20 protein-coding genes are annotated in these 21,266 nt (G+C 73.3%); 1 reads left to right on the forward strand and 19 read right to left on the reverse strand.

The window, feature by feature from the left end; all coding sequences use genetic code 11:
* Positions 1–45 precede the first annotated feature (45 nt).
* From ACZ6I3_RS35555 to ACZ6I3_RS35640, 18 genes are all read right to left on the reverse strand, one after another.
* On the reverse strand, positions 46–711 hold the full coding sequence (locus ACZ6I3_RS35555) for a response regulator (RefSeq protein ID WP_189725722.1): 666 nt from the start codon (positions 709–711) through the stop codon (positions 46–48).
* Positions 708–2,048: a sensor histidine kinase gene (locus ACZ6I3_RS35560; RefSeq protein WP_469420329.1), complete on the reverse strand. Its 1,341-nt coding sequence runs from the start codon at positions 2,046–2,048 to the stop codon at positions 708–710. Before ACZ6I3_RS35560 ends, ACZ6I3_RS35555 begins: the two co-directional genes overlap by 4 nt.
* A 93-nt stretch (positions 2,049–2,141) precedes the next feature.
* Positions 2,142–2,825, reverse strand: a complete 684-nt coding sequence (locus ACZ6I3_RS35565) for a response regulator (RefSeq protein WP_469420331.1) — start codon at positions 2,823–2,825, stop codon at positions 2,142–2,144.
* Positions 2,822–4,213, reverse strand: coding sequence for a sensor histidine kinase (locus ACZ6I3_RS35570; RefSeq protein ID WP_469420333.1), 1,392 nt, complete (start codon positions 4,211–4,213; stop codon positions 2,822–2,824). The genes ACZ6I3_RS35565 and ACZ6I3_RS35570 overlap by 4 nt, the downstream gene beginning before the upstream one ends.
* Positions 4,206–5,435 carry an acyltransferase family protein gene (locus tag ACZ6I3_RS35575; protein WP_469420335.1) on the reverse strand — a complete coding sequence of 410 codons (1,230 nt, stop codon included), beginning with the start codon at positions 5,433–5,435 and terminating at the stop codon, positions 4,206–4,208. The genes ACZ6I3_RS35570 and ACZ6I3_RS35575 overlap by 8 nt, the downstream gene beginning before the upstream one ends.
* A complete protein-coding gene (locus tag ACZ6I3_RS35580) occupies positions 5,428–6,429 on the reverse strand; it encodes an alpha/beta hydrolase (RefSeq protein WP_469420337.1) in 1,002 nt (333 codons plus the stop codon). The genes ACZ6I3_RS35575 and ACZ6I3_RS35580 overlap by 8 nt, the downstream gene beginning before the upstream one ends.
* A gap of 164 nt (positions 6,430–6,593) precedes the next feature.
* Complete coding sequence (locus ACZ6I3_RS35585; RefSeq protein WP_469420339.1) at positions 6,594–7,460, reverse strand: alpha/beta hydrolase; 867 nt, start codon at positions 7,458–7,460, stop codon at positions 6,594–6,596.
* Between the two features lie 217 nt (positions 7,461–7,677).
* Entirely contained in the window at positions 7,678–8,868 is a 1,191-nt protein-coding gene (kynU, locus tag ACZ6I3_RS35590) for a kynureninase (protein ID WP_469420341.1), read from the reverse strand.
* Positions 8,861–9,691, reverse strand: a complete 831-nt coding sequence (locus ACZ6I3_RS35595) for a tryptophan 2,3-dioxygenase family protein (RefSeq protein ID WP_469420342.1) — start codon at positions 9,689–9,691, stop codon at positions 8,861–8,863. The genes kynU and ACZ6I3_RS35595 overlap by 8 nt, the downstream gene beginning before the upstream one ends.
* A gap of 152 nt (positions 9,692–9,843) precedes the next feature.
* On the reverse strand, positions 9,844–10,257 hold the full coding sequence (locus tag ACZ6I3_RS35600; RefSeq protein ID WP_399024863.1) for a DUF3151 domain-containing protein: 414 nt from the start codon (positions 10,255–10,257) through the stop codon (positions 9,844–9,846).
* A 131-nt stretch (positions 10,258–10,388) separates the two neighbouring features.
* Positions 10,389–11,855 (reverse strand): MFS transporter, encoded by a 1,467-nt coding sequence (locus ACZ6I3_RS35605; protein ID WP_469420344.1) that lies wholly within the window; start codon positions 11,853–11,855, stop codon positions 10,389–10,391.
* 73 nt (positions 11,856–11,928) lie between these two features.
* Positions 11,929–12,960, reverse strand: a complete 1,032-nt coding sequence (fbaA, locus tag ACZ6I3_RS35610) for a class II fructose-bisphosphate aldolase (protein WP_469420345.1) — start codon at positions 12,958–12,960, stop codon at positions 11,929–11,931.
* Positions 12,961–13,107: 147 nt separating this feature from the next.
* A complete protein-coding gene (gene pyrE, locus ACZ6I3_RS35615) occupies positions 13,108–13,656 on the reverse strand; it encodes an orotate phosphoribosyltransferase (RefSeq protein WP_454360502.1) in 549 nt (182 codons plus the stop codon).
* Between the two features lie 10 nt (positions 13,657–13,666).
* Complete coding sequence (locus ACZ6I3_RS35620) at positions 13,667–14,455, reverse strand: aldose epimerase family protein (protein ID WP_469420347.1); 789 nt, start codon at positions 14,453–14,455, stop codon at positions 13,667–13,669.
* Positions 14,456–14,506: 51 nt separating this feature from the next.
* Positions 14,507–15,514 carry an SRPBCC domain-containing protein gene (locus ACZ6I3_RS35625; RefSeq protein ID WP_469420349.1) on the reverse strand — a complete coding sequence of 336 codons (1,008 nt, stop codon included), beginning with the start codon at positions 15,512–15,514 and terminating at the stop codon, positions 14,507–14,509.
* Positions 15,515–15,621: 107 nt separating this feature from the next.
* A complete protein-coding gene (locus ACZ6I3_RS35630; RefSeq protein ID WP_469420350.1) occupies positions 15,622–17,277 on the reverse strand; it encodes a polyamine aminopropyltransferase in 1,656 nt (551 codons plus the stop codon).
* A 114-nt stretch (positions 17,278–17,391) separates the two neighbouring features.
* Positions 17,392–17,919, reverse strand: a complete 528-nt coding sequence (locus ACZ6I3_RS35635; protein WP_469420352.1) for a DUF2617 family protein — start codon at positions 17,917–17,919, stop codon at positions 17,392–17,394.
* 556 nt (positions 17,920–18,475) lie between these two features.
* Positions 18,476–18,751 (reverse strand): hypothetical protein, encoded by a 276-nt coding sequence (locus tag ACZ6I3_RS35640; RefSeq protein WP_469420354.1) that lies wholly within the window; start codon positions 18,749–18,751, stop codon positions 18,476–18,478.
* A gap of 128 nt (positions 18,752–18,879) precedes the next feature.
* On the opposite strand from ACZ6I3_RS35640, the gene ACZ6I3_RS35645 reads away from it, so the two are divergent.
* Positions 18,880–20,073, forward strand: coding sequence for a pyridoxal phosphate-dependent aminotransferase (locus ACZ6I3_RS35645; protein WP_469420355.1), 1,194 nt, complete (start codon positions 18,880–18,882; stop codon positions 20,071–20,073).
* Positions 20,074–20,079: 6 nt separating this feature from the next.
* On the opposite strand, the gene ACZ6I3_RS35650 is transcribed toward ACZ6I3_RS35645, so the two are convergent.
* Positions 20,080–21,054: a C40 family peptidase gene (locus ACZ6I3_RS35650; protein WP_469420357.1), complete on the reverse strand. Its 975-nt coding sequence runs from the start codon at positions 21,052–21,054 to the stop codon at positions 20,080–20,082.
* Positions 21,055–21,266: the final 212 nt, after the last annotated feature.

Raw genomic sequence — 21,266 nt, forward strand, 5'->3', positions numbered from 1 at the left:
CTCCGACCAGGGGTGTTCCGACACGAACGGGCCCCCGCCCGCCGGCTAGCCCGGCGTCACCAGCCGTGCCTCGTACGCGAACACCGCCGCCTGGGTGCGGTCCCGGAGGCCGAGCTTCACCAGGATCCGGCTGACATGTGTCTTGATCGTCGACTCGGCGACCACCAGCCGCTCGGCGATCTCCGCGTTCGACAGGCCCTGCGCGATCAGGACCAGCACCTCCGTCTCCCGCTCGGTGAGGTCCCCGTACGCCGCCTGCGCGGAGGGCATGAGGCGCGGGGTCTCGGAGAGCTTGGAGAACTCGGTGATCAGACGCCTGGTGACCGAGGGGGCCAGGAGGGCCTCCCCGGTGGACACGATCCGCACCCCGTCGGCGAGCTGGCGGGCCGAGGCGTCCTTGAGGAGGAAGCCGGAGGCTCCCGCGCGCAGCGCCTGGTACACGTACTCGTCGAGATCGAAGGTGGTGAGCACCAGCACCTTCGCCGCGCCGTCGGCGGCGACGATCTCGCGGGTCGCCTCGATGCCGTTCAGCTCGGGCATGCGGATGTCCATCAGCACCACGTCCGGGGCGAGTTCGCGGACCTTCGCGACGGCCTCCCGGCCGTTCACCGCCTCGCCGACGACCTCGATGTCCGGCATCGCGTTCAGCAGGACGGAGAAGCCCTCGCGCACCATCATCTGGTCGTCCGCGATCAGTACGCGAATGGTCATGCGTCACCCTCGTCCGGCAGTGCGACCGGAAGGAACACCGCCACCTCGTAGCCTCCGTCGTCCGTGCGGCCCGCCGTCATCTCGCCGCTGAGCATCGACACCCGCTCCCGCATGCCGGTGATGCCGTGTCCGGCGCCGGGCGAGGGTTTGATCAGGCTGGGGTTCGGCGGCGGGCCGTTGACTATACGCAGGCCCAGCCCGCCGAGGACGTAGCCGATCTCGACGCGGGCGGTCGCGCCCGGGGCGTGCCGCAGGGAGTTGCTCAGCGCCTCCTGCACGATGCGGTACGCCGACAGCTCCACGCCCTGGGGCAGTTCGCGCACCGCCCCGGTCACCGCCTTGTCCACGCCCAGCCCGGCCTCCCGCACATTGGCCAGCAGCCCCTCCAGCTCGGCGAGCGTGGGCTGCGGGGCGTCCGGGGCCTCGTAGTCCTCGGCGCGCACGACGCCCAGGACGCGGCGCAGTTCGGTCAGGGCCGCCACCGCGTTCTCCCGGATCGTGGCGAAGGCCTTCTCCAGCTCCGGCGGCGGGTTCTCCACCCGGTAGGGCGCGGCCTCCGCCTGGATGGCGACCACCGACATGTGGTGGGCGACGACGTCGTGCAGCTCGCGGGCGATCGTGGTGCGCTCCTCCAGCAGGGTGCGGCGGGACCGCTCGTGCGCGGTGACCGTCTGCTGGGCGGTGACCTCCTGCACGGCGTCCCGGCGGATGTGCCGGACGGTGACGCAGAGCAGGACCAGCGCCGAGATGATCAGCATGGCGCCGGAGTTGCTGCCGTACATGGAGGTCGGGCCGATGCCGCTGTCCGCGACGACGGCGTACAGCGCCGTCAGCGCCCACATCCACCCGGCCGTGCGCGGCCTGGTGCGCATCGCCACCACCGTCAGCACGGTCAGGTGGCTGACGAAGCTGCCGGCCGCCCACGGCCATTCGAACCAGCGGCTGCCGATCACGGCCACGACCAGGGTGGAGACCATGGACGCCCAGAACGCCCCCACCGGCCGCACCATGGTCAGCAGCACCGGAACCGCGCAGAACAGACCCATCAGCGCGGCCGGTCCACCGGAGTCGACGGTGGCGAAGGCCACGGATATCAGGGCCGCCGCGACGATCAGGGCGTGCGGCGTCCAGGCCGCGTACTCCCGCAGGCGGCCGGGCAGCCGCCGGGCGAACCGGCCGTCCGTGCGCCGGCCCGGCAGCGGCCGGTAGGCGAAGGCGTCATGGATCAGGTCCTGCCGCAGCCCGCGCAGGGAGTCCACCGCCACCCGGTACTCCGGACTGCGCGGCTTGGCCCTGTCCCCCGGCGGCATGGTCTGCGTGTGAGTCGTCTCGGTCACGTACAGAAAGGTATGCGCACCCCGGGCCCCGGTCGTCCCCAGTGAGAGGGGTTCCACACCGTCCCTCTCAGGTACTACGGGGGGCACCTGGTCTCAGTACCCCGACGGCCGCACCAGCCCCGACTCGTACGCGAACACCGCCGCCTGCGTCCGGTCCCTGAGGCCAAGCTTCACCAGGATCCGGCCCACGTGGGTCTTCACCGTCTGCTCGGCGACGAAGAGGTGCCGGGCGATCTCCCCGTTCGACAGGCCCTGCGCGATCAGGGCGAGCACCTCCGTCTCCCGCTCGGTCAGATCGCCGACGCGTTCCTTGAGCGGGGAGCGGGGCCGGCCGTCCAGCCGGGAGAACTCGGCGATCAGCTTGCGCGTGATGACCGGGGCGAGCAGCGCCTCCCCGGCCGCCACCACCCGGACCGCCTCGGCGAGCTGCTCCGACGACGCGTCCTTCAGCAGGAAGCCGGACGCCCCGGCGCGCAGCGCGTCGTACACGTACTCGTCGAGGTCGAAGGTGGTGAGCACCAGCACCTTGATGTCCGGGTGCGCGGCCGTGATCAGCTCGGTGGCCTCGATCCCGCCGACCCCGGGCATGCGGATGTCCATGAGGACGACGTCCGGGGCGGTCTCGGCGGCCTTCGCCACGGCTTCCCGGCCCTCCCGGGCCTCGCCGACGACCTCTATGTCGGGCTGGATGCCGAGCAGCACGGTGAAGCCCTGCCGGACCATCGCCTGGTCGTCGACGATGAGTACCCGGATGGGTTTGCCGCTGCCACTCGTCATGGGGTTCCTGCCTCGGGGTCGGGGAAGTGGTAGGTGATCCGGTCGGTGCCCGGAGTCGCGTCGGCGGGCGGGGTGTCCGGGAGGAACGCGCTGACCTTGAAGCCGTCCCAGTGCCACGGGTGCGCCGTCATGGTGCCGCCGAGCATCGCGACCCGCTCCCGCATGCCGAGCAGTCCGTGCCCCGCTCCCGTCGAGGGCGACGCGGGCCCCGTCGGCCGGGAGTTGACTATCTCCACCTCAAGACCGTCCGACTGGTACGTGAGACGGACCTTGGCGCTCGCGCCGGGCGCGTGCCGCAGGACGTTGCTCAGGGCCTCCTGCACGATCCGGTACGCCGACAGCTCCACGCCGGGCGGCAGCGGACGCCGCTCGCCGTTGATCTCGGTGGTGACCTCGCGGCCGGCGGCCCGGGTGTTCTCCACCAGCGCGTCGAGCCGGTCGAGGGTGGGCTGCGGGGCGTGGTCGGCGGTGTCGCCGCCCGGGCCGACGAGGGCCTCCCCCGGCCCGGGGTGCTCCGAGCGCAGCACGCCCAGCACCCGGCGCAGCTCGGTCAGCGCCTCCAGGGCGTTCTGCCGGATGCCCGCGAGGTTCTCCTTGAGCTCGTCGGGCGGGTTCTCGACGAGATGCGGGGCGACCTGAGCCTGGATGGAGATGACCGACATGTGGTGCGCCACCACGTCGTGCAGCTCCCGCGCGATACGGCTGCGCTCCTCCAGCAGGGTGCGCCGGGTGCGTTCCTCGGCCGTGAGCGTGGTCTGCTCCAGGAGCTGCGCGCGGGCCTCGCGGCGGCCGCGCAGGGCGGTGCCGACGACCACGGCGAAGGTGGCCAGAGCGATCGCGAGTGTGCCCGTGGCGTCGTGGTCCACCCGGACCCACAGGTTCTCCAGGCCATAGGTGACCAGTGCGGTCACGACCAGGGCCGCCACCGACGCCCGGGTGGGCACCCGCAGCGCGAGCAGCAGCAGCACGAGCAGCATGCCGATGATCCCGGCCGCGGTCCAGGGCCAGGTGTAGGTCTCCAGCTCGATGCTCAGCCGACGGTGCAACAGGACGGCACCCGTGAAGAAGGCCCCCAGCGACAGCCACCACGCCGGCACCGGCCGCCACAGCCCCAGCACCACCGCGCCGCCCTGCGCGCCCGCGACCAGGAGGGCCGGGCCGCGGCTCAGATGGCCGTTGTCCGCCATGTCGTTGACGCCACCGAGGAAGACGCCGAACGCGGCCAGGCACACCAGCCCGTGCGGCAGCCAGCGCAGCCAGGTGGAGGGCGGCAGCGGGTCGGCCCGGACCGTCCCCAGGTCCCCGCGCAGTGTCCGCAGCCAGCCCCTGACGCCCGCTCGCGGCGCGCCGCCCACCCCCGTGTCCGTCACGCGGCCCAGCCTAGACATGGCGGGCCTTCGCCGCTGTCCCCCGGCCGGACGGACGGTGCGCCCGCACCACCCGCGAACGGCGGCCCTTGTCACCGCCCCGTTCGAAGGAACGGAACGCGGCGCAGCAGACCGCGAGGGCCAGGGCGAACACGGGAAGCCACAGGAGCCGGGCCCCGACCCAGTCGAGCCCGTCGGGCCGGGTGTGCAGCCCGGGGAGCCGGCCCGCGAGGAGGCCGGTGGCCGTCGTGGCCATCAGGGCCGTCTGGTGCCACAGGAAGACGGTCATCGCGGAGAGGTTGACGAGCGCCACCGCCGCCCAGGCCACGGGCCGGCGCATCGCGCGGCGCAGCCGCTCCCGCAGCAGCAGGGCGAGACCGCACTGGGCCAGGCCGAAGGTGACCACGGCCAGCGTCGGCGGGTCCAGGTTGGACATGCCCTCGCCCGGGACGCCGACCATCGACGCCGGGTAGCCGGCGAGGACGACGAGAGCGGCGGTCGCCGCCGTACCGCAGCCGAGCAGGACCCAGCCCGCGCGGCGGCCCTCCAGCTCGCCCCGGGTCCAGGCCGCGCCCAGGGTGTAGGGCACCATCCAGCCCGCCGCCACGTTCACCCAGCCCAGCCAGGCGGGGCCGCCCAGGCCGAACCGCACAAGGTCCACATGCAGTACGACGGCCAGCGGCCACAGGGGGTTCAGCCGGGTCAGCAACGGGGTCACCGCCGTCAGCACGGCGAACACCACGAGGAACCACAAGGGTGACAGGGCCAGTTTCACCAGCGTGCGGACCGTCCCGAACTCGGCGCCCGACAGCAGCAGCGCGAGCGCGGCGACCGTCCACAGGCCGAGGACGGCCGCGACCGGCTTGAACAACCGGGTCAGACGGCCCGTCAGCCAGCGGTGGTACGGGACGCCCCGGGCGCGGGCCGAGGCATAGCCGCGCGTGGCGACATGGCCGCCGACCAGGAAGAACACGGCGAGGGTCTGGAACAGCCAGGAGACGGGCGTCAGCCACGGCATGTCCCTGAGCGGGCTCGCCGTGCGCAGGGCGCGGCCGTCGGAGACCAGGGCCGTGACCAGCCAGTGGCCGAGGACGACGCCGAGCACCGCGACGGCGCGCAGGGCGTCCACGGCCCGGTCCCGTTCGGCCGGGGTGGCCGAACCGACACGGCCGGCGCCGCGCAGCACCGCCTGCCGGACACCTCGTACGCCGATACCGGTCGTCCGTACGCCGACGTCACTCATGGGTCACCGCCTCGGTCTCGCCCAGGACGATCCGGGTCAGGTTGGCCAGGGAGGCCGTGCCGGGCCTGAAGTAGTCGCTGTGGCCGCCGTCGCCGGCCGCGAAGACCCGGGCGCCGAAGGCCGGGGAGGCGGGGTCGGTGCCGAAGCCGACGGTGGTGCCGAACAGGTCCGTGCTGACATGCGGGACGTTCGCCACCCAGTCGTCACCGCCGAGGGCCGCCCAGACGCGGGCGCGAGTGCGCAGGGCGGCGGCGGAGTCCGCGCCGGTGCCGGGGCTGCCGACGAGCGCGAGGTCGTCGACGGCGAGCCCGGCGGCGGCCCGTCCGCAGACGACCGAGCCGTACGAGTGGCACAGCAGCGAGATACGCGGTCCGTCGCCCGCTATGGCGCGCAGGCCGGAGACCAGGGCGCGCAGCCGCGGGGCCGCCTGCTCGGCCCTGCCGGTCGTCGTGACCGTCGTGCTGACCGTGCCCGGCGTCTCGTAGCCCAGCCAGGCCACCACCGCGGTGCGCGTGCCCGCCGGGGCCTGCCGCACGAGCTGCCCGTGCAGCGCGGCGGCGGCCGCGTGGAACCGGCCGTAGGTGTCGAGGCTCGTGTCGGAGCCGGGGACCAGGACGGCTATCCGGTCGGCCCGGCGGAGGTCGCCCAGGACCTCCGTGACCAGGCCGGAGCCGCGGCCGTCGAAGGCGAGCAGGTGCCGGGCCGGGGCGGCCAGGGAACGGTCCGTCGCGGCACGGGCCCGGTCGTGGTGGCCCGCGGCCATGCGGGCCGCTTCGGCGGCGTTGGCGCGGTTGGCCGCGTACGCCTCGTCCAGCGTCGACGCGCTGAGCGGAGCGAGAGAGGCGGGTGCGGGAGCGGGGATCTCCGGCCGCACCGCCCCGGAAAGAGGGAGAACCACCGCACCCGTGACGAGGGCGGCGAGCGCGGCACGACGCCATCGGCCGACGCGGCGCCGGCCTCCGTCGCTACGGCGGTACCCCGATGCCAGCCCCATGGTCGTTCCCCTCCAGCGCACCCGGCCATCGGGTCTGCACGGAAGGGAAGTTACGGAGCCGGAGTCGTCGTCCGCGTCCCACCGGGGAACTCACCTGCGGCGTAGCTCTCAAGTACTACGGGTATGGCCGGGGGACCACCCAAGGGTCCGGCCAGGAACGCCTCTCACCAGGCCAGTTGCTCGATCTCCTGAGCCACCACGGCACACGCGTCCGCCGCGGGGTCGATGAGCGGGAAGTGCCCCACGTCCTCCAGCAGCGTCACCCCCACCATCTCCCCGGCCTTCGCCGCCGCCTCCGCGTACGACTCGGCGACCAGCTGCGGCACATCGAGGTCCGCGCGCCCCTGGACGAGGGTGGTGGCGATGCCGGTCGGCAGCAGCAGCGCCGGGTCCGCGTACGGCCGCCGCTCGGCGAGGTGCTCGTCCCCGCCGAGGAGTTGGCGTACGGCACCCCCGCACACGTCCAGCTTGTCGGCGACCGCGAGGTCCGCGATCGGCGCGAGGGCGACCACACCCCGCAGCGCCGCCGAACCGCCACTGCGCCAGGGCGAGTCGGGCGGCAGGACGTGCCGGGCGGCGCCCCACAGCGCGAGGTGCCCGCCCGCCGAGTGGCCGGTGAGGACCGTACGGCGCGGGTCGGCCTGCGGCAGCAGCTCCCGTACCAGCGCCGGGAGGGCGTCCAGCGCGGCGGCCACGTCGTCGAAGGTGTCGGGCCAGCGGCCCGCGAGGGAGTCCTCACCGCCACCGCGCCGGTACTCGGCACTGGCCACGGCCAGTCCGCGACGGGCGAGGAAGGCCGCGAAGGGGCTGATGTGACGCCGGTCGTACGGCGCCCGCCAGGCACCGCCGTGCAGCACGAGGACGACCGGGGCGGGGCCGCCCGGACCGGCCTCGCCGCGCGGGGCGTAGAAGTCGATCACCTGGTCGGGGTGGTCGCCGTAGGCGGCGGTGGCGTCGGGGCCGACGGGCTCGTGGGAGAACGCCGACTTCTCCTCGGCAGCGGCGCGTGCTGCTGCGACGTCGTCCGTCATGCTCCAACCTTCCAGCGAAACGTACGGGCGGACCAGTGAGAAGTCGGCCGTTGGCCGGGACGGTACCAGGCAGGTGACATGCGCGGACACGTGGATGTCACGCTGGGTGAAGATCGGACGGTTCAGCCGTTTCCTTGCGTCTACGGCGAGTTGGTGACGAACGGCGAGCCGTGACGGACGGCCCCCGCGGCGGCAGGGGCCGTCCGTCACGGGCGACTCACGCGAGGGACAGCGTCTCCGCCAGCACCCGCGCCGCCCGCTCCACGTCGGCGAAGCCCACGTACAGCGGCGTGAACCCGAAGCGCAGCACGTCCGGCGCCCGGAAGTCGCCGACCACACCCCGCTCGATCAGCCGTTTCATCACCTCGCCGGCGTCGTCACAGCGCAGGGCGATCTGGCTGCCCCGCTCCGCGTGCGCCACCGGCGTCAGGCACTCGGCCCTGCCCTCGGGCACGTACTCCGCCACACACCGGAGGAAGAAGTCCGTCAGCGCGAGGGACTTGGCCCGCACCGCCTCGACCGACACCCCGTCCCACACCTCCAGGGCCGCCTCCAGGGCGAGCATGGAGAGGATGTCCGGCGTACCGACCCGGCCGCGCAACGCACCGGAGGCCGGTTCGTAGGCGCCGCGCATCCCGAACGGCTCGGCGTGCGAGTTCCAGCCGGGCAGCGGGGAGTCGAAGCGGTCCTGCAGCTCCCGGCGTACGTACAGGTACGCCGGGGAACCCGGGCCGCCGTTCAGGTACTTGTAGGTACAGCCGACGGCCAGGTCCACCCCGTGCTCGTCGAGCCCGACCGGCAGGGCGCCCGCGCTGTGGCACAGGTCCCAGACGGCGAGCGCGCCCGCCTCGTGCACGGCGGCCGTCAGCGCCGGCAGGTCGTGCAGCCGGCCGGTGCGGTAGTCGACGTGGTTGAGGAGGACGGCGGCGGTACGGCCGGACAGCGCGCCCGGCACCTCAGCCGGGGTCACCGGCCGCAGGGTGCGGCCGGTCATCCGCGCCGCCGACTCCGCGATGTACCCGTCGGTCGGGAAGGTCGTGGCGTCGACGAGGATCTCGTCGCGGTCGTCCCCGGCGAGGCGCACGGCACCCACCAGTGCCTTGAAGACATTGACACTCGTCGAGTCGCCGACCACGATCTGCCCGGGTGCCGCCCCGACCAGCGGGGCGATCCGGTCACCGATCCGCTCGGGCGCCGTCCACCAGCCGCTCTCCTCCCAGGACCGGATGCGCAGCTCGCCCCACTGACGCCGTACGACGTCCTCGACCCGCCCGGGGACGACGGCCGGCAGCGCGCCGAGCGAGTTGCCGTCGAGGTAGACGACCTCGTCGAGGACGAACCCCTCGCGCTTGCCGCCCAGTTCGTCGGCGGCGTCCAGCTTCTCTGCCGTGACGGCCAGTTCAGACATAGGACCGCGCCGTCCACAGCTCGGGGAAGACGTTCTTCTGCGCCCGCTTCTCCAGCCAGGCCACCCCGGCGGAGCCGCCCGTGCCGGTCTTGGAGCCCATCGCGCGGCGGGTGGCGACCAGATGGTCGTTGCGCCAGCGCCACACCAGCTCGGCGACATCGCTCAGCGCCTCGCCCAGCCGGGCCAGTCCGTCGCTCTCGTCGCCGGAGTAGACGGCCGTCCAGGCCGCCTCCACCTCCGGCGACGGCTCGTAGCGCTTCGCCACGTCCCGCCGCAGCACGGCCTCCGGGACGTCGTACCCGCGCCTCGCGAGCAGCCGTACGACCTCGTCGTACAGGCTCGGCTCGTGCAGGGCCTTCTCCAGCTCGGCGTGCACGCGCGGGGCGCCCCGGTGCGGGACGAGCATGGACGCGGACTTCTCGCCGAGCAGGAACTCCATCCGCCGGTACATCGCCGACTGGAAGCCGGAGCCCTCGCCGAGGGCGCTGCGGTACGAGTTGAACTGGGCGGGCGTGAGCTGGGCGAGCGGCCTCCAGGAGGCGTTGAGCGCCTCCAGCTCGCGCACGGACCGCTTCAGCGCGGCGGTCGCGGTGGGGATGTCGTCGCCGCGCAGTGCGCGGGCCGCTGTCTCCCACTCGTGGACGATGACGGTGAACCACAGCTCCATCACCTGGGTCGTCACCAGGAAGACCATCTCTCCGGGGTCGTCCGAGAGGGTGTGCTGGAGGTGGGTGAGCACGTCCGCCTTGACGTAGTCCTCGTACGGCGTCGTGCCTTGGAAATCGAGATGCGGGGTCTCGGGCTCGTGAGCCTCGTGGGACATCGCTGTCTCCTGCAGATAACTCCGGGTAGCGGTCCGCCCCTGCCGAATTCCGGCACGGGGGCCCCGGTCCCCACGGGCATACTCCGCAATAATCCCCCGGAACCGCAAGGCCCGCCCGCTCAGCGGACGGGCCTCGCCTCTACAGACCGCTGTCAGCCCAGGACCTGCGCCGCCGTCGGCGAGGAGTCCTTGAGGAACTGCGAGCAGCGCTCGTACTCCTCCTGCTCGCCGATCGTCTGCGCGGCGCGGGCGAGGGCGTGCAGGGCGCGCAGGAAGCCGCGGTTCGGCTCGTGCTCCCACGGCACCGGGCCGTGGCCCTTCCAGCCGCTGCGGCGCAGGGCGTCCAGGCCGCGGTGGTAGCCCGTACGGGCGTACGCGTACGACTCCACGGTGGCGCCCCGCTCGAACGCCTCGTCGGCGAGCTGCGCCCAGGCGAGCGAGGAGGTGGGGTGCGCGGCGGCGACGTCGACCGGCGCGGTACCCGAAGCGAGCAGTTCCCGTGGCCCGGGGTCATCGGGGAGGTGGGTCGGGGGCGGACCCCCGAGAAGGTTCTCGTGAATGGACATGGGGTCAAGTCTGCGCCATGACGACAGCCGCGGCGCAGTGGGCGGGGGTACTGGCCGGACGGCTGCCAGGGCCTGTCTGACAAATCCCCGTCGTCCGCCCGCAGAGCAGGCGGGGATTTGTCAGACAGGCCCTAGGACAGCCGCTTCCGCACCGGCTCCCCCTCCAGCGGAGGTGACACGACACCGCCCTGCCGCAGGCACTCCGGCCGCTTGCACCCGGGCGGAGGCCTGCGCACCGTGGCCCCCGCGATCAACGCCCCCACCACCAGCGCCCCCGCGCACCACCCCATCGCCCGCCCGAACGCCGCGTCGAAGGCGGCCGGCTCCCGGTACGCCTCCTCCCCCATCCCGGCGAGCAGCGGCAGCGCGGCCACCGCCACCAGCCCCGCCGCCCGGGCCGCCGCGTTGTTGATGCCGCTGGCCAGCCCCGCCCGCGCCACATCCACGGAACCCAGCACGGTCGCCGTCAGCGGCGCCACCAGCATGACCAGGCCCAGTCCGAGCACCACCAGCGCCGGGAGCACATCGGCCCAGTAGGACGCGCCCGGCCCCACCCGCAGCATCAGCAGCATCCCGGCGGCGCTCAGCAGCGGCCCCACCGTGAGCGGCAGACGCGGCCCGATCCGGTCGGCCAGCTCCCCGGACCGCGCCGACAGCAGCAGCATCAGCACGGTCGTCGGCAGCAGCGCCGTACCGGCCCCGAGGGCGGTGTAGCCCACGACGACCTGGAGCTGCAGAGCCGCGAGGAAGAAGAACCCGCCGAGGGCCGCGTACACACACAGGGTGACGATGTTGATCACCGTGAACTGGCGGGAGGAGAAGATGTCCGTCGGCATCATCGGATCGGGCCTGCGCCGCTCGACGACCACGAACGCGACGGCCGCGGCCACCCCGGCCACCGCCGAGAGGGCCACCACCCAGCCGCCCTCACCGGCCTCGATCAGCGCGTACGTCAGCAGCGCCAGCGCCACCGCGCCCAGCACCGCGCCCAGCACGTCGAACCGGCCACGGGCCCCCTCTCCGCCCGACTCGGGGACATGCCGCAGCGCCACCGGCACGCACACCAGCGCCAGCGGCACGTTCAGCAGGAACACCCACCGCCAGCCCGGCCCGTCCACCAGCCAGCCGCCGACGAACGGCCCGACCGCCGCGCCGACGCCGCCGAAGCCGGACCACAGACCCACCGCCCGGCCCCGGTCGTCGGGGTGGAAGGACGCCTGGATCAGCGCCAGCGACCCCGGGGTCAGCAGGGCACCGCCCACCCCCTGCAGGGCCCGCGCGGCGATCAGCGTCCCCGCGTTCGGCGCGATCCCGCACAGCAGGGACGCCACCGCGAACCACACCACCCCGACGACGAACACCTTCCGGCGCCCGAAACGGTCTCCCAGCGCCCCGCCCAGCAGGATCAGCCCGGCCAGCGTGACCATGTACGCGTTGACCGTCCACTGCAGTGCGGACAGGTTCGCGTCGAGGTCACGGCCGATGCGGGGCAGCGCGACATTGACGACGGTCGAGTCCAGCAGGGCCATGCTGGAACCGAGGACGGTGGTGAGCAGGATCCACTTGCCCTGCGGGGAGGCCAGCCGGACATCGGGCATGCAGGGAGCATACGGAAGAGCCCGGCACCACAGGAGGTGCCGGGCTCAAACGACGAGAAGACCAGAACCTGACTTACTTGATCTTCGTGCCGGTGGAGCGGAGGTTGCCGCAGGCCTCGAGGACGCGCTTGGCCATGGACGCCTCGGCCAGCTTGCCCCAGGTGCGCGGGTCGTAGGTCTTCTTGGAGCCGACCTCGCCGTCGACCTTCAGGACACCGTCGTAGTTGCGGAGCATGTGGTCCGCGACCGGGCGGGTGAAGGCGTACTGGGTGTCCGTGTCGAGGTTCATCTTCACGACGCCGTTGTCCAGCGCGGTGGCGATCTCCTCGGCGGTGGAGCCGGAGCCGCCGTGGAAGACGAAGTCGAAGGGACCGGGAGAGGCGGCCTTGCCGAACTTGGCGGCGACGCCCTCGTTCAGCTCCTTCAGCAGCTCGGGACGGAGGACGACGTTGCCCGGCTTGTACACGCCGTGCACGTTGCCGAAGGACGCGGCCAGCAGGTAGCGGCCCTTCTCGCCCAGGCCCAGGGCCTCGACGGTGCGGATCGCGTCGTCGACCGTGGTGTAGAGGGAGTCGTTGATCTCGTGCGAGACACCGTCCTCCTCGCCACCGGTCGGGGTGATCTCCACCTCGAGGATGATCCTGGCGGCGCGGGCGAGCTCCAGCAGCTCCTGCGCGATGGAGAGGTTGTCGGCCAGGGTCTCGGCCGAGCCGTCCCACATGTGCGACTGGAACAGCGGGTTCAGACCGGCCTCGACGCGCTTCTGGGAGAGCGCCAGCAGCGGACGTACGTACCCGTCGAGCTTGTCCTTCGGGCAGTGGTCCGTGTGCAGGGCGATGTTCACCGGGTACTTCTCGGCGACGATGTGCGCGAACTCGGCCAGGGCGACCGAGCCGGTCACCATGTCCTTGCTGTACTGACCGCCCAGGAACTCGGCGCCACCCGTGGAGATCTGGACGATGCCGTCGCTCTCCGCCTCAGCGAAACCGCGCAGGGCCGCGTGCAGGGTCTGGGTGGAGGTCACGTTGATGGCCGGGTAGGCGAACTTTCCTGCCTTCGCCCGGTCCAGCATCTCGTTGTAGACCTCGGGAGTTGCGATGGGCATGCGTCCGCTCCTTGTATCTGCGGGTTGGGGTACTGCGCTCTTTTCGGCCCTGACCTAGACCTTGGGATGCGACGTCATCGTCGGCCCCATCCTTCCAGACTTGGCCGGAAGGTCCAGGCCACCGTCCACGCCCTGGTCAGGCTCCGGTCAGTCCAGTCCGAGCTCGTCCTTCGAGAAGGCGAAGAGGTACGGCACCCCGGCGCCCTCCTGGATCTTCTCCGCGGCGCCGGTCGCCCGGTCGACGATCGTCGCGACGGCCACGACCTCGGCCCCGGCCTCGCGCACGGCCTCGACGGCGGTCAGCGGGGAGCCGCCGGTGGTGGAGGTGTCCTCGACGACCAGCACGCGGCGGCCCGCGATGTCCGGGCCCTCGACGCGCCGCTGCAGCCCGTGCGCCTTCGCGGCCTTGCGGACGACGAAGGCGTCCAGACGCTTCCCGCGCGCGGCGGCGGCATGCAGCATGGCGGCGGCGACCGGGTCGGCGCCCATGGTGAGCCCGCCGACGGCGTCGAACTCCAGCTCCGACGTCAGATCCAGCAGCACCTGCCCGACCAGGGGGGCGGCCTCGCCGTCGAGCGTGACGCGGCGCAGGTCGACGTAGTAGTCGGCCTCCAGACCCGACGACAGGGTCACCTTGCCGTGCACCACGGCCTTGTCCTTGATCTGCTGCAGCAGCGCGCCGCGTGTGTCCGTCATGGCGCCCAGCTTAGAGGCGGCGCCAGCTCCAGGTAGTGGTGGCCTCCAGCGGCTCCAGGGGCGTGACCAGGCGCGGCATGGTGTTGAGCCCGTTGGGCGGCCCGGTCTGCGGCTCCACGCACACGGCCGCCTCCTGCTCGTCGTAGACGACGACCCACTCCTCGCGGCTCGCCACCTTCAGCTCCAGCTGCCCGGGCCAGGTCAGGGTGACGTCGACGCCGCCGGGCATCCCGAAGCAGTCGTCCCAGGGGCCGGGCTTCGGGTCGAGGCGGTTGCCGGTGGGCAGGTGGTCGTCGCCGCGCTCCTCCTGCCAGGCGGGGTCGAAGTCGAGCTGTACGTCCTCGCCACCGAGGTTGCGGTTGAACCACGGGTGCCAGCCGATCTGCGCCGGGAAGGACGAGTCGTACGTCTCCACGGACATGGTGAGCGTCAGCGCGTTCTCGGCGAGGGCGACGACCTGGGTGACGCGGCCCGGGTGGGGCCAGGGGTCGACGAGCTCGTACGTGATGACGGCCTCGTCCGTGCTCGTGCGGGCGGTGCGCCAGGCGTGGTCGCGGACGGTGCCGTGGATGGCGTGGGGCGGGGCGTTGAGCGGCAGCTGCCGTACGGCGGCGCCGTCCAGGAACCGGCCGTCCCGGACCCTGCCGCACCAGGGCACCATCGGAAAGCAGCCGAACCGCTCCCCCTGCCGCAGCACCTCCACGCCGCCGATCCGCAGCCCTCCGACCCGGCCGCCGTTGCCCGGCTGCACGGTCACCTCCGCGTCGCCCGCGGTCAGCGTGATGTCTTCGTCACTCACGGGACGACCCTACTGCGGTGATCAAGGGGGCACCGTGCGGTGCGGGACGTTTCAACGCCGTCGGCGCAGGGCCCGGACCGCCACGATGGCCGACGCCACGGCGAGCGCCGCCGCGGGCGCCGCCCAGCGCAGCGGGGCCGGGGGCGACACGGTCTGCGGCGCGGGCACCGGCGCGTACCGTCCGCGCGGCGGGGCGTGATCGACCTCCTCGGCACTCCGCCCGATCATCGTCCGCCGCGCGTGCGCCGCCTCGGCGATGGACTCGGCGTCCTCGTCCCCTTCAGCGGCCCGCCCTACGGGGGCCGACGGAACGGCGGGGGGTTCGGGGGCGGGGGGCTGATCGTCTGGCGCCGGGGCGGGGGGCTGGTCATCAGGGGCCGGTGTGGAGCTCTCGTCGGCCGAACCGGAGGCGGGGCTCTCGCCGGCGTGGCCGGAAGCCGGGCTCTCGCCGCCAGAGCCGGAGGCCGAGTCCTCGGCACCGGGGGCGGACGCCGGGCCCTCACCGCCGGAGTCGGAAGACGGGCCCTCGGCGGCCCCCGCCGGGGGCAGGGCCTCGTCGTCCGCGTCCGGGGTCGTTTCGTGGTCGGTCGTCGCCCGGGGTTCGAAGTCCTGGGTGGCGAGGGACGTCGTCGTCTCCGGGGCCGTGTCGGCCAGGTGTTCCGCGAAGCGGTTCAGCAGGCGGACGACGGCGCTCTGCACCGCGTCGGACGGCAGGTCCTTGATCCGCCCGTCCGCGGAGGCCGTGCCGTCGAACGCGACGGTGCAGCCGCCCTCCGCCTCCCGCAGGAAGATCCGCAGGGCGATCTTGACCGAGCCGCTGCCGCGCGACTCCTCCGCCTCACCCTCCACGGCGTACGCCCCGTCGTCCCGCCGGGAGACCCGTACGGCACCCCGGTAGGTGACGGAATGACTGCCGACCCGGATCTTCAGCCGCCCGGCGACCGGCTCGGCGCCGGCGTCCTGCTGGAGCCCGGGTACCACCCGGGCGACCCGCGCGGGGTCGTCCAGCACCTCCCTGAGCCGCTCGGCCGGAACCGGAACGAACACCTCGTGCTCCATGTCGACGGACTCTACCCAGCACAGGCGAAAACGCACCCCCACCTCCGGGATTCGCTCCGCATCCGGGTCCGCCCGGCGTATCCTGCGCCGCCCCGCCCCCGGCTCCCTCAGTACCGCGGATGCACCAGCGTCGAAGCGGGCAGCCCGGCGATCCGCGTCCCCCACGCCGCCCGCGCCCCCGCCGCGAGCGACGCGTCCGTGAGGATCCGCGGGCGCGGACCGTCCGGGTCGAGGCGTGGCCGCGGGTCCGTGCGGGCGGCCAGGACGAAACCCCAGTCCCGGGGCGCCCGGGAGCGGTCGGCCGGTGTGCGGTCGGGGCCGGCGGCGAAACCGGCGCGGCGCCCCTTCATGCCGTAGGGGGCGGTACGGAAGCCCGCCGCGCGCACCGTCGCGTCCACCGTCCAGTACACCCGAGGGCCCGCCGCGACCGGCCCGGCGTGCACCACGAGCCGGCCGCCGGGGGCCAGCACGCGCCGCGCGAGGCCGTAGAACTCCTGCGAGTACAGCTTCGTACTCGCCGTGATCCCCGGGTCCGGCAGATCCGAGACGACCACGTCGTACGCCGCCGGGGGCGCCCCGCGCAGCCAGCCGAAGGCGTCCTGGACCGTCACGCGCACGCGCGGGTCGCCGTAGGCGTGCCGGTTCAGCGCGGACAGGCCCGGGTCGGTGCGGGCCAGCCGTACGACCTCGGCATCGAGTTCGACGATGTCGACCCGGTCCACTCCGGGGTGGCGCAGCACCTCGCGGGCCGCCAGGCCGTCCCCGCCGCCGAGGATCAGCACGCGCGCGTGCGTCCCGGTCATCGCGGGGTGGACGAGGGCCTCGTGGTAGCGGAGTTCGTCGCGTCCGCTGACCCGGAGCCGGCCGTCGAGGAAGAGGGCGAGGGGCCGGCCGTCCGTGCCGCCCGCGAGGACGACCTCCTGGACGCCGGTCTGGAGCGCGACGCGGACGTCCCTGCCGTACATCGCCTGCCGGGCGGCCCGCTCGAAGTCGTCGACGAGGACGGCGGCCGAGGCGAGGACCGCGAGCACGAGCCCGTTGACGAGCAGCAGCAGCCAGCGGGCGCGCCGGGTCAGATCCCGGCGGAACAGCCCGAGCACCAGCGCCCCGCCGACGACCGCGTTGACGGCGCCGGTGAGCAGCGCGCCGGTGAGCTGGCCGAGGAACGGCAGCAGGAGGAAGGGGAAGGCGAGGCCTCCGACGAGGGCGCCGACGTAGTCCGCGGCGGACAGGTCGGCCACCGCGCCGCCCGCGTCCTGGCGGCGGATGCGTTGGATCAGCTCCATCAGCAGCGGGACCTCGGCGCCGATGAGCAGCCCGGTCGCGAGGGAGAAGGCGACCAGGAGGCAGCGGGGGCCGCTCGCCCACATACCGCCCCAGTCGCCGGTCCAGGCGAACACAGCGTACAGGGCCATGGCGCTGCATCCGCCGACGAGCGCGAGCGTGGCCTCGACGGCGCCGAAACCGGCCGCGGCGAGCCCGCGCAGCCGCTTCGCGGCGAGGGAGCCGATGCCCATCGCGAAGACCATGACGGACAGCACGACCGACGCCTGGGTGACCGAGTCGCCCATCAAGTAGGAGGCGAGGGCGACGAGTTCGAGTTCGTACACGAGTCCGCAGGCCGCGCAGACGAACACGCCGGCGAGGACCAGGAACCGTCCGGTGCCCGGCCGGACGGGCAGCCGCGCCGGGCCGCCGGGGCCGCCCGGGGCGCTCCAGGGGGGCGGGGAACCGGGCGGGGCGGGCGCGTGCGGCTCGATCACGCTGCGACGTTACGTCACGCCTCGACCGCGGTTCGTCACCCACACGTGTGGTGCTGGTTTACAGAGGCCCGATATCGGTGAGAGATGCGGTTTGCCGCCTGAGGCGCCGGCGGTTCAGTTGACGGAGACCGTCGCCGGCATCCGTACGCCGACCCTCGTCCGGGTCGCCACCAACTGGCCGTCCTGCGGGTACGCGTGCCAGGTCCGCCAGTGCACCTGTCCCTCGTGGTGCTGGGCCAGCAGTGCCGTGAAGGCGTGCGGGCTGCCGGGGAAGACGCCCGCGAGGCCGTGCGGATGGTCGGAGACGAGGGCCAGCAACTCCTGGGCGCGGCCCTCGAAGGAGCCGGGCGAGAGGACCTCGACCCGGGCCGCGAACTCGTACTCCCAGTCGCCCACCCGCTTAGCGACGCCCAGCGGAAGCGGGGTGCTGCTGCCCGGGATGCACGCCACCGTCTCCGAGCAGATGCCCCGCTCCTCCTCCAGCAGGACCTGGTGGGACGCGCCGAGGAGGCGCAACTGCAGTTTGGTGCCCGTCAGTTCGAGGTCCAGTGCGGCCAGTGCGGGAAGCGGCTCGCGCCCCAGCGCCCAGGCGAGATCGGCCGCGCGCGTGTCGGTGTAGGAGGTGTTCAGGGTCGTGAGCATGGATCGGCTCCGCAAGCACACAAGGAGAGGGAGATGGGTCCGCCGCGCCCCGGTCGCACCGGGAAAATTCGGCCCGGATCAACCCGGTCGGCCGGTTTCAGGAGGGTGTCCGCAGGGCGTCCGAGGGGCCGCGTCGGTGTGTTAGAGGGAATCATGAACTGTGGCGCCAACACAGCGTTTTTACCCAAGTTCGTAGGGTTTCCATCCCTCAGAGGGCTCTACAGCTCAATTGTTCAACTACGGCGTGCGCCGGTGTCGGGGAGGCGTGCGCCGGTGCGCCGGGGCTGCCGCCCGGAGCCGGGACGGACGGGTGCCCGAACTCGGAAGGGGCCCGCGAGATGCCCCTTTGACAAGCGCAGTTGCCGGAGTCACGCCCGAGTACGCCGTCCCATGGAGGCAGTTGTCCTACAGACATGCGACGTTGACTGAGACCTCGTGCAGTTACCCGACAGACGTTCGACGGATCCGCCGGACGGGAAACGCGGGGCCCGCCTCAGTTGCGGACCCCGCGTTCGGTGGGTGCGTCTCCCCCGTGGGGAGGGCTCGCCGACTGCCGTCAGCTGCCTCCGCCACCGCAGCCCCCGCCACCGCCGCCGCCCCCGCAGGACGACCCGCCTCCGCAGGACGAGCCACTGCTGCAGGACGAACCGCCGGACGAGCCGGAGTCTCCCCCACCGGCCCACCAGCTTCCGGTGCTGCCGCTGCTCGCCGAACCGGAGGACGTCCACGGTCGGCGACGCGCCGACCGCCTGGAGCCGCCCCTGCGCACACCGGACACCAGCGCCGCGACCAGGACGACTGCGAACACCGCCAGGATGATGCCGATAACCATGGCGTCACCCTCCTTTCGTTTCCCCCGAAGCGGCCCCCCGTGGGCGCCTCGCTCTTGCGTGAACAGGGGATGCCCTGCCCTCGAACGCCCCAAAGCAGAGTTGAGGAAGTCCAGAGCTTCGGCGCAGGATGACCGGCATGACCTCCAGCGCGCGCCCCCTCCTCAACCGCCGGCTCGCCGAGTTCGGGACGACGATCTTCGCCGAGATGTCCGCCCTGGCCTTGAGCACCGGCGCCATCAACCTCGGCCAGGGCTTCCCCGACACCGACGGCCCGGAGGAGGTCAGGGAAGCCGCCGTACGGGCCCTGCGGGACGGCCGCGGCAACCAGTACCCGCCGGGCCCCGGCGTCCCCGAGCTGCGCACGGCGGTCGCCGCCCACCAGCAGCGGCGCTACGGGCTGTCGTACGACCCCGACACGGAGGTCCTGGTCACCGCCGGGGCCACGGAGGCCATCGCGGCCTCGCTGCTGGCCCTGGTGGAGCCCGGCGACGAGGTGATCGCCCTGGAGCCGTACTACGACTCGTACGCGGCGTGCATCGCGATGGCGGGCGGGCGCCGGGTGCCGGTCACCCTGCGCGCACACGAGGACGAGGGCCGCTTCCGCCTCGACCTCGACGAGCTGCGCGACGCCGTCACCGACCGCACCCGCCTGCTGCTGGTCAACACCCCGCACAACCCCACCGGCACGGTCCTCACGCGCGAGGAGCTGGCCGCGATCGCCGAGCTGGCGGTGGAGCGCGATCTGCTCGTGGTGACGGACGAGGTGTACGAGCACCTGGTCTTCGACGAGGCCGAGCACGTGCCGCTGGCGACGTTCCCGGGGATGCGCGAGCGCACGGTGACCATTTCGAGCAGCGGCAAGACGTTCTCGTTCACCGGCTGGAAGGTCGGCTGGGTGACGGCGGCCCCGGAGCTGGTCACGGCGGTGCGCTCGGCGAAGCAGTACCTGACGTACGTCTCGGCGGGGCCGTTCCAGTACGCGGTCGCCGAGGCCCTCGCCCTCCCGGACAGCTACTTCACCGCCTTCCGCGACGACATGCTCGCCAAGCGGGACCTACTGGCGGGCGGCCTGGCGGAAGCCGGTTTCGGGGTTTTCAAGCCGGCCGGCACCTACTTCATCACCACCGACATCCGCCCCCTGGGCGAGACCGACGGCTTCGCCTTCTGCCGCGCCCTGCCCGAGCGGGCGGGCGTGGTCGCCATCCCGAACGCGGTCTTCTACGACCACCGGGAGGCGGGGGCCCCCTTCGTGCGGTTCGCGTTCTGCAAGCGGACGGGGGTGCTGGAGGAGGCGGCGAAGCGGCTCGGGGCGGTGGGGTGAGTGGCGTCAGGCCGGGCGGACCGCGCCCTTGATCGCCGACTGGCCGGCGAAGAACACCGAGTCCTCACGGATGAGCGCTCCGGGACCCGGGGCGTGGATCATCGTGCCGTCGCCGCTCCAGATGCCGACGTGACCGAGGTCGTCGTGGAAGAAGACCAGGTCTCCGACCTGGGCGTCAGCGAGCGAGACCTGCGTTCCTGATTCCCACTGGGCCTGCGTGGTCCGGCCAAGCGTGACGCCGGCGGCCTTCCACGCGGCCTGGGTGAGACCGGGGGCGTCGTACGATCCCGGCCCGACCGCGCCCCATACGCAGGGCTTGCCGGTCTGCGCCCGGGCGAAGGCGACGACCCGCTCGGCCCGGGTGCGGTGGCCGGTGTCCGGCGACATCCATGATCCGCCGTAGGCGGCGGGTGTGAACGTGGCGGAGAGGGCGGGTGCGGCGGGCACTGCCGGAACGTGAGCCGTCAGGGCCGTTGCCAGGGCGTCCGGCAGACCGGCGTCATAGGTCGCGGTGGTCGGGCCGGCCGGTGGAGCGGAGGTGTGGTGCGGGGCCGGATCGACTGACGGGGCCGTGGGATACGTCGCGATCGCGCCGGTCGCCGGACCGGCACCGTAGGTGTCCGTCCCGCTTGCCGGGAGATCCGCCTGGAGGGCGCCCGGGACGGCGGGCAGCGTCATGGTGGGCAGCGGGCCGGACAGTGGGCCGGGATCCGGGGCGGGATCCGGGGCGGGCGCCGGTACGGGCTCGTACAGCGGCCACGCCGCCGCGTCGTCGCCGCCGAGGACCGGTAGCGCGTCACCGGGCCGGGCGCTCTCGTCCCGCCGGGACCCGCCCGGCAGTGCCGGTGCGACGCGCTGGGCGGGGATCTCCGGGAGGGATCCGGTGGTCGGTGACTGAGCCGTTCCACCGGTCAGCTCCCGCGCACCGCCCTTGGGCGCTTCGAGGGCGAGGGGTTCCGCGGGACGTTCCGCCGGGCGCACGGGTCGTGCGGACTCGGGTGCGCGGGCGGGACGGCCCGGCGACCTCCCGTCCGGCAGCGTCGCCGGCAGGGTCGGGCCCCATGCGGCCCGGGCGGAGTCGAACCACTTCCGGGCAAAGGTCGCGGCCCCGGGCTCCGTGCCCTCCTGGGACCGGCCACCGGGGGCCGCGCTCCGCTGGCGCGGGATCGAAGCGGCGCGGGTCGCGTTGTATC

Source organism: Streptomyces sp. NPDC041940, assembly GCF_055589465.1.